General features: G+C 75.4%; 8 protein-coding genes. 7 read left to right on the top strand and 1 reads right to left on the bottom strand.

Annotated features, from left to right (window positions below; genetic code table 11):
* Positions 1-49: 49 nt before the first annotated feature.
* The 7 genes from AB0F11_RS16590 (at position 50) to AB0F11_RS16560 (ending at position 8,019) form a co-directional block, all read left to right on the top strand.
* Positions 50-1,630, top strand: coding sequence for a S8 family peptidase (locus AB0F11_RS16590; protein WP_362173456.1), 1,581 nt, complete (start codon positions 50-52; stop codon positions 1,628-1,630).
* Positions 1,631-1,768: 138 nt separating this feature from the next.
* Positions 1,769-2,869, top strand: coding sequence for a DUF4190 domain-containing protein (locus tag AB0F11_RS16585; RefSeq protein WP_362173453.1), 1,101 nt, complete (start codon positions 1,769-1,771; stop codon positions 2,867-2,869).
* 170 nt (positions 2,870-3,039) lie between these two features.
* Positions 3,040-3,792, top strand: coding sequence for a GntR family transcriptional regulator (locus tag AB0F11_RS16580; protein ID WP_362173450.1), 753 nt, complete (start codon positions 3,040-3,042; stop codon positions 3,790-3,792).
* 200 nt (positions 3,793-3,992) lie between these two features.
* Positions 3,993-4,178: an SPOR domain-containing protein gene (locus tag AB0F11_RS16575; protein WP_214943524.1), complete on the top strand. Its 186-nt coding sequence runs from the start codon at positions 3,993-3,995 to the stop codon at positions 4,176-4,178.
* A gap of 29 nt (positions 4,179-4,207) precedes the next feature.
* Positions 4,208-4,657 carry a (deoxy)nucleoside triphosphate pyrophosphohydrolase gene (locus AB0F11_RS16570; RefSeq protein WP_362173447.1) on the top strand — a complete coding sequence of 150 codons (450 nt, stop codon included), beginning with the start codon at positions 4,208-4,210 and terminating at the stop codon, positions 4,655-4,657.
* A gap of 162 nt (positions 4,658-4,819) precedes the next feature.
* Positions 4,820-5,248 carry an ATP-binding protein gene (locus AB0F11_RS16565; protein ID WP_362173444.1) on the top strand — a complete coding sequence of 143 codons (429 nt, stop codon included), beginning with the start codon at positions 4,820-4,822 and terminating at the stop codon, positions 5,246-5,248.
* A 212-nt stretch (positions 5,249-5,460) separates the two neighbouring features.
* Positions 5,461-8,019 (top strand): SpoIIE family protein phosphatase, encoded by a 2,559-nt coding sequence (locus AB0F11_RS16560; RefSeq protein WP_362173699.1) that lies wholly within the window; start codon positions 5,461-5,463, stop codon positions 8,017-8,019.
* 540 nt (positions 8,020-8,559) lie between these two features.
* Here the strand turns inward: AB0F11_RS16560 and AB0F11_RS16555 are convergent.
* Positions 8,560-12,588 (bottom strand): protein kinase, encoded by a 4,029-nt coding sequence (locus AB0F11_RS16555; RefSeq protein ID WP_362173441.1) that lies wholly within the window; start codon positions 12,586-12,588, stop codon positions 8,560-8,562.
* Positions 12,589-12,651: the final 63 nt, after the last annotated feature.

Here is a 12,651-nt window from a genome sequence, read left to right as displayed (position 1 = left end):
CGCCATGCCCGCCGCCCCGGCGAAGTCCCTGATGAGGAGGACCCCCCACATGTCCGTGAAGCGTCACACCCGCCGGAAAATCACCGGCCTCGGCGCGGCGGCGGCCCTGGCCCTCGCGCTCGGCGCGACGGCCGCGCTCCCTGCCTCCGCGGCCGACGGCGGCCCGCAGGGCGTCGTCGAGAACGCCGGTGCCCCCGGCGCGGTCGCCGACAGCTACATCGTGACCCTGAAGGACTCGGCCGCCCGCTCCACCGCGGCCAGCGGCAAGGCCGTCGCCAAGAAGTACGGCGCCAGCATCGACCGCACCTACAGCGCCGCCCTCAACGGATACTCCCTCAAGGTCTCCGAGAAGCAGGCGAGGAAGCTCGCCGCCGACCCGGCCGTCAAGTCCGTCGTGCAGAATCGTACCTTCACGATCGACGGCGCCCAGGGCACCCAGCCGAGCCCGCCCTCCTGGGGCCTGGACCGCATCGACCAGCACGCCCTTCCCCTCGACAGCAGCTACACGTACCCGGACAAGGCGGGCGAAGGCGTCACCGCCTACATCATCGACACCGGCGTGCGCATCAGCCACACCGACTTCGGCGGCCGCGCCTCCTACGGCTTCGACGCCATCGACAACGACAACACCGCCCAGGACGGCCACGGCCACGGCACGCACGTCGCCGGCACCGTCGCGGGCGGCTCGTACGGCGTCGCCAAGAAGGCCAAGATCGTCGGTGTCCGCGTCCTCGACAACAACGGCTCCGGCACCACCGCCCAGGTCGTCGCCGGCATCGACTGGGTGACCCAGCACGCCGTCAAGCCGGCCGTGGCGAACATGTCGCTCGGCGGCGGCGCCGACTCCGCGCTCGACACCGCCGTGCGCAACTCGATCGCCTCCGGCATCACCTACGCGGTCGCCGCCGGCAACGAGTCCACCGACGCGAGCACCAAGTCCCCGGCCCGCGTCGCCGAGGCCATCACCGTCGGCGCCACCACCAGCACCGACGCCAAGGCCAGCTACTCCAACTACGGCAGCAGCCTCGACATATTCGCCCCCGGCTCCTCCATCACCTCCTCCTGGGGCACCGGCGACACCGCCACCAACACCATCTCCGGCACCTCGATGGCCACCCCGCACGTCGCGGGCGCGGCCGCCCTGTACCTCTCGCAGAACCCGTCGAGCACCCCGGCCCAGGTCCGCGACGGCCTGGTGGCCGCGGCCACCCCGAACGTGGTGACCGGCCCCGGCACCGGCTCCCCGAACCGCCTGCTGTACGCGGGCGGCGGCACCACCCCGCCGACCGGCCCGCGCTTCGAGAACACCGCGGACTACGCCGTCAACGACAACGCGACCGTCGAGTCCCCGCTCACCGTCAGCGGCGTCTCCGGCAACGCCCCGGCCGCGCTCGCCGTCTCGGTCGACATCAAGCACACGTACATCGGCGACCTGAAGGTCGACCTCGTCGCCCCCGACGGCTCCGTGTACAACCTGCACAACCGCAGCGGCGGCAGCGCGGACAACATCATCAAGACCTTCACCGTCAACGCCTCCTCGGAGGTCGCCAACGGGGTGTGGAAGCTGCGCGTGAACGACAACGCGAACCTCGACACCGGCAAGGTCGACTCCTGGGCTCTGCAGTTCTGACGCAGCGTCAAGCAGATTGAACGCACTGCGCCGCACGGGCTGCGGCGAACGGCGGGGGCGACCGACACCACGGTCGCCCCCGCTGCGTACTATTTCGCGCGTTCGCCTGCGACACCCAGGGATGGAGTCCCGCCCCCCGTGACCACCCCGCCGCCACCCCACTGGCCGCCCCCGCCGGACCGACAGGCGTACGGCGAACCGCCGCTCAACGGTTTCGCACTGGCCTCGCTGCTGGTCGGGCTGGTGTGCATGCCGCCGCTCGGCATCGTTTTCGGGATCGTGGCGCTGGTCCAGATCGCCCGCAAGGGCGAGCGCGGCAGGCCGCTGGCCATCGCGGGCCTGGCGGTGTCGCTCGTGACGAGCCTGCTGCTCGTCCTCGCCGTCGACCGGGCCGCGGGGTCGCTGTTCGACCGGCTGGACGCGCTGTCGCCGTACGAGAGCGTGGCCGGGGAGCTGACCGACATCGAGGACATGCGGGCGGGGGACTGCTTCAACGTCCCCGGCGGCGACCTGCTCGACGAGGATCCGCTGCTCTACCGCATCGCCTGCACGGAGGTCCACGAGGGCGAGGTCACCGCCTCCACCCGGCTCGACCGGGCCGGCGCCCTCCCCGGCGGCGAGGAGCTGAAGAAGGCGGCCACGGACGCCTGTTGGCGCGCACAGGACGCCTACGCCATGGACACCTGGGCGCTGCCCGGCTACGCGGAGATGTTCTGGTTCGCCCCTGCCCGGGACTCCTGGGGCGGCGGCGCGCGGCGGCTGCTGTGCGTGATCGGCACGGCCGAGCGGGAGCACCGCGGGAGCCTGCGCCGGGACGCCGGGATGCTGAAGCCGGAGCAGGTGGCCTTCCTGCGCGCGATGAACGAGGTGGACCTGGCGCTGGGGCAGTGGCCGGAGGAGGAGCTCGACGAGGCGCTGCCGGCCTACCGGGAGTGGGCCCGCGCGGTGGACCGGGCGCTGGACGCCGAGGTGCGCGTGCTCCAGGAGGCCGCGGACCGGCCGGAGTTGGCGGGGCCGGCGCGCGCGCAGCTCGATGAGGTCGAGGCGGCGCGGCGGGACTGGCAGAAGGCGGGCGAGGCGGTGCGGCCGGCAGACTTCCAGGACGCGTGGGACCGGGCGGCGGCGGCCCTGCGCGTGGACACGGAGAAGGCGCTGCGCGGGGCGTACGGCCTCGCGACGACGGTCCCGGAGTGGCTGGCGGACCAGCCGAGGGGCGCGGGGCCGGCCGCGGAGGCGTGACGGCGCGCCCCTTGACCCCGCTCGGGTGACGCGGCCTCAGAGGGTAACGCGCGGTAACGGGTTTGAGTGACCAGGCTTCATCACTTCGGGTGAAACTCTGGCCCTTGCTTGCGGTGTACAACCGTGGGTTGCCAGGGTGTAGCTGTCTGTCAACCTGATGGGAGTGGCCAGTGACTTTCGGTGAGCAGCCGGCCTATCTGCGCGTCGCCGGGGATCTGCGGCGGAAGATCGTCGATGGGTCCCTGCCCCCGCATGCCCGGCTCCCCTCGCAGGCCCGGATCCGGGAGGAGTACGGGGTCTCCGACACGGTCGCGCTGGAGGCGCGCAAGGTCCTCATGGCGGAGGGCCTCGTCGAGGGCCGCTCCGGGTCGGGCACGTACGTGCGCGAGCAGCCGGTGCCGAGACGGGTGGCCCGCTCCGGCTACCGCACCGGCGGGCCGTCGACGCCCTTTCGGCAGGAGCAGGCCGAGGCGGGCGCGCGCGGCACCTGGGAGTCCAGCAGCGAGCAGACGGCCGCCCCGGCGCAGATCGCCGAGCGGCTCGGCATCGAGCCGGGCGAGCGCGTCATGCGGACGCGGTACGTGTTCCGGGACGCGGGCGAGGTGATGATGCTGTCGACCTCGTGGGAGCCCCTCACCCTGACCGGCCGGACGCCGGTGATGCTCCCCGAGGAGGGGCCGCTCGGGGGCTCCGGCGTCGTGGACCGGATGGCCGCGATCGACGTGGTCGTGGACAACGTCGTGGAGGAGGTCGGGGCCCGGCCGGGCCTCGCCGAGGAACTCGTGCTGCTGGGCGGCGTCCCCGGGCATGTGGTGCTGGTCATCGGGCGCACGTACTACGCCTCCGGCCGGGCCGTGGAGACGGCCGACGTGGTGGTCCCGGCGGACCGCTACCGCCTCGCCTACCACCTGCCGGTCCGGTAGCCCGGGGGCGTGCGCCCCGGCGGTGCCGGGGCCGGGCCGAACCGGCGCACACGGCTCACTTGTCCTCATGGCCGGATGCGTACGCCTGCGCGGTACCTCTTCGTGAAAAACCGTATCCGCTCAGTAAAGGTCGGGCGTAAGCTCGGGCATATGCGCAATGCGGTTTCCCGGGCAGGTGGATCGGCGGAGGGTGAGACGCGATGAACGACAGCGGTGCCCTGCTCCCATGGCTGGTCATACGTCAGGACGACAACGGCAACCGCTACCGGGTGGGTCGCTACCCCACCCGGGCCGAGGCCCAGAAGGTCGTCGACAGCCTCGACGACCGAGGACACAAGCAGCTCTACTGGGTCGAGCGGATCGGTCAGACCGCCACGACGAACTGAGCAGCACGGCGTTGGCATAGGCTCCGCCCATGACGGATCGCGTGGTCGTGGGCGGAGCCCTTTGCCATCAGGGCCGGCTGCTGGCCGCCCGCCGCAGCGCACCCCCAGAGCTGGCGGGCCGCTGGGAGCTGCCCGGCGGGAAGGCCGAACCGGGCGAGAGCGGCCCCGAGGCGCTGGTCCGCGAACTGCGCGAGGAGCTCGGCGTGGAGACCGAGCCGGTGGAGCGCATCCCGGGGGAATGGCCCCTGAAGCCGGGGCTGGTCCTGCACGTGTGGACCGCGCGGCTGCTCTCCGGTGAGCCCGCGCCGCTGGAGGACCACGACGAGCTGCGCTGGCTCGGCCCCGGGGAACTGGACGCGGTGGACTGGCTCGACCAGGACCGGCCCGCGGTCGCCGAGATCGGACGCCGGATGCGCGCCGGGCGCATCGGGCAGGGCGGGCGCGCCGGAGGGCATGCCGGGTCGCGCGGGGGCGCGTGACGCTCGCGGCCTAGCCCGTCTGTGCCACAGTGCGCCGGTACGTGAGGGACGGGTGGTACGACGCCTCGAATATCGGGTATGTCGCTATTAGTCCCTATCGTGTAGTGCCCCTCGTGGCTCTGTCCCTGCTGAACCGGACTGGGGCCGTCGCCGGCCCGGGAAGTGATCGGCGTGATCGACACAGACGGTGAAAACGCCGAGTGGGCCTTCCCCGCAGAACCCGGCGCCGTCCGCACCGCACGCCACGCCGTGCGCGGCACGCTACTGGCCTGGGGCCTGGAAGCCGTCGGCGATGTGACCGTCCTGCTGGTCAGCGAGCTGGTCACCAACTCCCTGCGCTACGCGTCCGGCCCGATCGGGGTCCGCCTGGAACGCCGCGATCACGCCGCGGAAGGCGCGCCGCACGGCCCGGCCCTGCTCGTGGAAGTCTCCGATCCGCTTCCGGATCCGCCCCGCGAGCGCGTCGCGAAGCCCGACGACGAGGGGGGCCGCGGGCTGCACCTGGTGGCCGTCTCGGCCCAGCGGTGGGGCACCCGGCACGGCAAGTCGGGCAAGACCGTGTGGTTCGAGTTGGCTCTTCCTGGTGAGTAACAAGGTGAAGGGTGGCCGACGATCACCCGACATGGCTCGAAATAGTCGGGACCTTTTCGTGATCGGGAACGCCGTGCCGTCCGGGGCCGTGGTGCTGAATACTTCGGTCATGGCCGGTCCGGTTGCGGTGAGCTGGAGGGGACGGTCGCGTGAGCGAGATACCTGCGCAGGCACATCAGGCCCGTGTGCCCGGGGAGACATGGCACGGCTCCCTGTGGCACAGCAGCCCGCCTGGCTCGATATATGACTACATCAAGGTCGCGTCGTTCTCGATCGGGCCCGACGGGCTCATCGACCAGTGGAGCCTGCGCGCCGAGGAACTGTTCGGACTGACCCCCGCACAGGCCGTCGGACGCGATCCCGTCGACGCCTTCATGCCGCCGGAACTGCGCGAGGGCGGCCACCGCCGGATGGCCGAGATCCTCGACGGCAAGGAATGGACGGGCCTCGTCCCCTTCCGCATCCCCGGCGGCAGCGGCGCCCACGGCGTGGCCGAGATCTACGTGATGCCCACCCAGACCGAGACCTCCGAGCGGGCCGCACTGTGCGTCGTGGTCGACGTACGCGCCCTGCGCCGCATCGAATCCGACCTTGCCGCTTCGCAGGCCATATTCGGCCAATCTCCTTTCGGTTTCCTGCTGTTCGGCACCGACCTCACCGTCCAGCGCGCCAACCGCCGCTTCGCGACCGTCTTCGGCGGCGCCGTCGAGGAGCACCGCGGCCGCACCGTCCACGACTACCTGCCGCCCCAGGAAGCCGACCGGATGACCGCCGCCCTGCGCCGCGTCCTCGAGACCGGCGAATCCGTCACCGACCTCCAGATCACCGGCGCCGCCCCCGGCAGCCGCGAACACCGCCACTGGTCCATCAACCTCTACCGCGTCCACGGCGGCACCGGCCGGCCCGTCGGCGTCGCCGGCCTCGGCACCGACGTCACCCGCCGCCACCTCGCCGCCCGCGAGGCCGCCGGCGTACGCCGCAACCTCGCCCTGCTCAACGAGGCCGGACACCGCATCGGCAACTCCCTCGACCTGGAGACCACCGCCCGCGAACTGCTCGACGTGACCGTGCCCGGCTTCTGCGACCTCGCCGCCGTCGACCTCTACCAGGGGCTCCTGCTCGGCGACGACGACCGCCCCGCCCGGCCGCAGGGCCCCGGCGTACCCTCGCTGCCGCCCGGGCTCGGCACCGGACGCGCGCCCTCCGCACCGCTGCGGCGCGTCGCCTTCGCCTCCGCCGTCTCCGACGCCCCGCTCTCCGGCCACGGCGCGCCCGTCGCCGTCGGCGACACCCACCGCTACCCGCCCGCCTCGCCCGGGGCGATCGCCCTGCGCACCGCCCGGCCCCGGCTCATCGAGGGCGGCGGACCCGACGACCTCGTCCAGTCCACCCTCGTCGTGCCGATGGTCGCCCACGACACCGTCGTCGGCCTCGCCCAGTTCTCCCGTACCAAGGGCAGCGAGCCCTTCGGCGAACGCGACCGGGCCGTCGCCGTCGAGCTCGCCGCCCGCGCCGCCGTCTGCATCGACAACGCCCGCCTCTACCGGCGCGAGCACGAACGCGCCCTGATACTGCAGCGCAGCCTGCTGCCGCCCGGGGACCCCGAGGCGGCCGGCCTCGACATCGCCTGCCGGTACCTGCCCGGCAACGCCGCCACCGAGGTCGGCGGCGACTGGTTCGACGTCATCGAACTGCCCGGCCACCGCACCGCGCTCGTCGTCGGCGACGTCATGGGCCGCGGGCTGCGGGCCGCCGTCGCCATGGGCGAACTGCGCACCGCCGTACGGACCCTGGCCCTGCTCGACCTGGAACCGGCGGAGGTGCTCGCCGCGCTCGACGAGATCGCCCGCGGGCTCGGTGCGCCCGGCGGATCCCAGCAGGCCTCCCGGGCCGCCCTGCACTCGCGGGACGCCGACCGCTCCGAGGTGTACCTCGCCACCTGCGTGTACGCCGTCTACGACCCCGTGACCCGGCGCTGCACCATCGCCAACGCCGGGCACATGCCGCCCGTGCTGGTCGAGCCGGCCGAACCGGGCGGGCCGGCGCGGCCCGCACTGCTGCTGGAGGTGCCGCCGGGCATGCCGCTGGGGGTCGGCGGGGAACCGTTCGAGGAGGTGGAGGTCGACCTCCCCGAGGGCGCGCTGCTCGCCCTGTACACCGACGGGCTCGTCGAATCCCGCGACCACCCGCTGGAGGAGGGGCTGCGCGGGCTGCGCGAGGCCCTGTCCGACCCGGTACGCCCGCTGGAGGACGTCTGCGACCACGTCCTGAACACCCTCGACACCCGCCACGGCGAGGACGACATCGCCCTGCTGATGGCACGGGTGCAGGGGCTGCCCGTGGACGCCGTGGGCGACTGGCAGCTCCCGCGCGAGGCCCGGTCCGTGGGGCGGGCGCGGGAGCTGGCGCGGGCGAAGCTGCCGGCGTGGGGCCTGGAGGACCTCCTGGACACCACCGAACTGCTGGTCAGCGAGCTCGTCACCAACGCCCTGCGGTACGGGGAGGGCGAGATCCGGCTGCGGCTGCTGCTGGACCGGACCCTGGTGTGCGAGGTGTGGGACGGCAACCTGGTCCAGCCGAGGCGCCGCCGCGCACGTGACACCGACGAGGGCGGGCGGGGGCTCCAGCTGGTCGGCATGCTGTCCGCCGGCTGGGGCACGCGGCGCACGCACCGGGGCAAGACGGTCTGGTTCGAACTCCCGCTCCCGGGCACCGCCCCGGAAGCGGCGTCGGAACTCTCGGCGGAACAACTCCTGAGCATGTACGGCTGACCCCGACCGCTGCGTGCTCCGGCGCGCGTCCGAAGCCGGCCGACTCCGCCGACGCGTGCCGCCCTTGGCTTCCGCCGACGCGTGCGGCGGGGGCCGGCCACTCCAGCGGCCGGCCTTCGAAGCGGGGGTCCGGCAACTCCGGCGGCCGGCTTTCGCCCGGGCCTTGCCGTCCCGGCTCCGCCGACGCCTGGGACGGGGGCCCGGCAAATTCAGCCTCGCCGGCGTTTGAGTGGGGGTCCCCCGGACGAAGTCTGGGGGAAGGTCCGGGCGGAGCCCGGTGCCCGCCGGAGCCGGGTTTCTCGGGGCGCCGCCCCGAACCCCGCGCCTCAGACACCGGCGGGGCTGGGTTGTGCCGACTCCGGCTTCGAGGGCGATGGGTGTGGGTCGGGGCGGTGCCCGGCGGAGCCGGGTTGCCTGGGGCGCCGCCCCAAGCCCCGCGCCTCAAACGCCGGCGGGGCTGGGTTGTGCCGGCCCAGGGCTTTGATGGCGATGGGGCAGGGCGGGGCCCGGCGCCGGCGGGGCCGGGGGACTGCTGCGGCGTCAAGGCAGCGGGATCGCCGTCAGGGTGGGGCGGGGGAGGAGCAGGGCGTGGGGGAGGAGGAGGGGGGCGTGGTCGGCCAGGGCCGGGTCGTCCCACTGGCGGCGGGGTCGGCCCGTCACCGTATCCAGGGCGACCACGTACGGCTCGGCGTCCCGGCCATGGCCCAGCAGCCCGCGGCGGCCGGGGCGGGCCACCCGCACGTACAGGCTGCCGCCCCCGACCCCCAGCAATTCCAGACCGCACCCCGCGGCCCGGCGCCGCGTCAGGGGCCGCTGCCAGACGACCCGCCCGGTGCCGGCCTCCAGGCAGAACACCACGTCCCGCCCCTGGTCCGCGAGGTGCGCGGCGGCGTACACGACGCCGCGGTCCTCCTCGCCCACCACCGCCTGCCCGGCCGCCGCCGCGACGCCCGGCTCGACCTGCCACACCTCCAGCCCGGTGCGCCGGGACAGGCCGCGCAGGACGTTCCCGTCCAGGACGTGGACGAGCCGTTCCCCGGCCCGGGCCGGCCCCGTGGCGCGGGCCGGCCCGCCGCCGACCCGCATGCGCGGTCGGGTCCACGGCACGTGGCCGTCCCCCGGCCGGACCGCTTCCAGCCGCGCGTCGTCCACGAGGACCAGCAGGTCCCCCGCCGTCCGCACCACGCGCGAGGCGTCCCTGCCCACCGTGCGGGCCCACACCGTCTCCCCGGTCGCCGCGTCCAGCGCGACCGGCCCCTCGGGGGTGGTGACCACCACCCGGTCCCCCGCCACGGCGTACAGGCTCGCCGTCGGCAGCTCCCGCCACCACCGCACCCGGCCGTCGCCCGGTTCGCGCGCCACCAGCCGGGTCAGCCGGGTCGCGGAGTCCGCCTCGAAGCGGACGCAGACGCAGACCGTGCGGGCGTCCCCGGCGCAGGTCACGGTTACCGTGCCGCCGGCGGTCGGCCGGGCGGGGGCGCCCTCGTCGGCGTACGCCGTCCAGCGGGTGGAGCCCGTACGGCCCGACACGCGCCCCACCTCGGCCCCGGCCCGCCACACGACGTCGTCGCCGCAGGCGCCCATCCAGTCCGGCCGGGCCTCGGCGCGCCAGGCGGTCCGCCCGCCCGCCACCGCTTCGGCTTCCGACGGCTCCGCCCGCCCCGGAGGCACCGGGCTGCGGCCCGGCTCGGACGCCGCCTCCGGCAGCCAGCGCGACCGCCCCGCGACCACGCACGCCCGGGCGACCCGGGCCAACTCCCGGGCGCGGTCGGCCGGATCGGGCAGACTCCGGGCCCGCTGCGCGCGCTCCCGGGCCTCCGCCGGGTCAAGCGGCGGCAGGGTCGCCTCCGCAACGCGCGCCCGGGCCGCCTCCAGCGCGGCCAGGGCGTGGCCGGCCTTCTCGTCGCCGCCGGCGGCCTCCAGGCGGCCGCGGAGCAGGCCCGCGGCCCGGCCGTCCAGCCGTTCCGCCTCGACGTGGTTCCCGTGCTCGGCGGCGCGGGCGGCCTCCTCCCGCAGCCAGGCCGCCCGTTCCCGGAGCACCGGGGGCAGCCACTCCTCGGCCTGGGCCAGAGCCTGGACGGCGCCGGCCGTGTCCCCGGCCGCGGCGCGGTCCTGCGCCAGCTGGCACAGGGCGAGCAGCCGGCCCCCGGCGGAGCCGATCCGCTCGCTCAGCCGGAGCGCGGCCGGCAGGTCGCGCGGGGCCAGGGCCACGACCATGTCGTAGGTGGCGGCGGCCTGCCGGACCGGATCGGCGATGCGGTCGAGTTCCCGCTCGGCGCGGCGCGGGTCGGCGGCGGCGAGGGCGCTGGCGATCCGGGCCCGGAGCCGGCTGCCGGCGGGGCCGTCGGCGAAGTGGTACGCGGCGATCTGCCCGGCCTGCTCGGGAGCGACCGCGGCGAGCTCCTCGGCCACCGCGCGCAGCGCCGCCCGGCGGTCGGGGCCGAGCACGGTGAACAGTGCCTGGTGGGCGTCGGTCAGGAGCCGGCGGGCACGGGCCGGGGCGTGCGGGGCGGTGGCCCTGGCCAGGGCGGTCAGCAGCCGGGCCGTGAGGGCGCCGTCGCCCGCACCGCCGGCCCACGCGGCGCGCTCGGCGCCGTCCAGCAGCCGCAGCGCGAGGCCCGCGTCGATGCGGGCGGCGGCGTCCACGGCCGAGGCCAGCACCTCCCCGCGCACGACGCCCGCGATCCCGACCCCGCCGAGCAGCTCCTCGACGTCCCGCACCAACCCCCGCACCACATCCCGTACCCCTGGGGGCACATCCCCACCACCGACCCACCACCCACCGGCACCGCCGGGGACCCCGCCCCCCGGCTCCGCTCCGGCAGCGGGGCCGGTCTCGTCCTCAGCCTCAGCCTGAGTACGGATCTCAGCCCCGCCCGCTGCTCGCGCCCCGACCCCGGCTTCGGTCCCGGTCCCGGGCCGGGCAAGGGTTCCGGTCCCGGGACCGGCCCCAGTGCCGGGGCCCGTCCCGGTCTCGGCGTGGGCGCGGACTCCCGATCCGGTGTCGATGCCGGAGTCGGCTTCACGGCCGGTGTGAGCCTCGGGGCCGGCTTCGGCCCCCGCCTCGGGCCGGCCCCCGCCCACGGCTCCCGCGCCGATGCCGGCTCGGGCTCCCGACCCGGTCCGGGCCTCGCGCCCGCCCCCGAGTTCGGCGCCGGCAGCGGGCCCGGCCTGGCGTCCGGGCCGGACCCCGGTCTCTGCCTCGACCATGCCACCGCCACCGCCACCGCCACCGCCACCGGCTTCGCGGCGTCTCGCGCCGCCCCCTGCGGCTCCACCCGCGGCGGCCGACCCGTCCCAGGCATCGGCCGGAGGGGCGGCTTCGCCTCCACCTGCCCCGTCGGGGGCGCCGGGCCCGTCCCCGGCCTGGACCCTGCCCCCGCCGGCGGGCACCGCGTTGCCGCCGCTCCCGCCGGCGGCGCCGGGCCTGGCCCCGAGGTCCGTCCGGCCCGCGGCGCCGGACGCGCCCTCGGCGCCGGCCCCGGCAACGCCAGTGGCGCCGGGTTCGCCCTCGCCCGCCCCGTCCGGGGCGCCGGGCCTCGACGCGGCGGTCGTTCCGGCGCGGGCACCGGACGCGCCCTCGGCCAGGGCAACACCGCCCCCGGCTCCGCCTCCAACCGCCCCACCCGGGGCGTCGGACACACCCGCGGCCCCGGCCCCGCCCCCGGGAGACGCAACGGGCGGGCCGTAGCCCGTCGGCGGAGGCCCGTACGACGGGGGTGGCGTCGGGGTGAGGAGGGCGCGCAGGGTCGTGCCCACCGTGGCGGCCGAGGCCGGGCGGTCCGACGGGTCCTTCGCCAGCAGGGTCTGCACCAGCCGCTCCAGCTCCGGCGGGACCGCGGCCCCGGCCCGTCGCAGCGGGACCGGGTCCTCCTCGATGTGCCGCCGCATCAGCACGTACGGCACCTCGAACTGCCCGAACGGCGGTTCCCCGCTCAGCAGCGCGTACAGCACGCACCCCAGCGCGTACAGATCGCACGCGGCGCCGACCCGCTCGCCCCGCCACTGCTCCGGCGCCATGTACGCCGGCGTCCCGAAGATCCGCCCGGTGACCGTCCACCGCCCGGTCGCGTCGGCGGAGTGCGCGATGCCGAAGTCGCAGATCTTCAGCCGCCCGCCGGGCAGCAGGAAGAGGTTCGCCGGCTTCAGGTCCCGGTGGACGACGGCCTGTTCGTGCGCCGCTGCCAGCGCCTCCGCGGTCTGGGCGGCCAGATCGACCGCGACCCCGACCTCCAGCGCCCCATCCCGGGCCAGGACCGCGGCGAGGTCCTCGCCGCTCAGCAGCTCCATGACGATGAAGAGCCTGCCGTCCTCCTGCCCCACGTCGTGCACGACGGTGATGCCCTGGTGCTGAAGCCGCGCCCCGATGGTGGCCTCGCGCCGGAACCGGGCGACGATCTCCCCGCTCGTCGCGGAGTCCTCCAGCAGCACCTTGACCGCCACGGCCCGGCCCAGTTCCAGGTCGTGCCCGCGCCAGACCACGCCGATCCCGCCCTGGCCGAGCTTCCTGTCCAGCCGGTACCGGCCGGCCAGCAGATCCCCCACCCGCACCCCGTTGCCCCCTGACACCACGTCAATCGACCCGGTCGATTCAATCGGCGTGTTTCCAGGGGGCATTGTGTACTGCCGAGG

Origin of the sequence: Streptomyces sp. NPDC032472, from assembly GCF_040636955.1 — a bacterium.
In the GTDB taxonomy this organism is placed as follows: domain Bacteria; phylum Actinomycetota; class Actinomycetes; order Streptomycetales; family Streptomycetaceae; genus Streptomyces.
The sequence above is the reverse complement of the archived record's forward strand: the minus strand, read 5'-3'. Positions and strand labels throughout refer to the sequence as shown.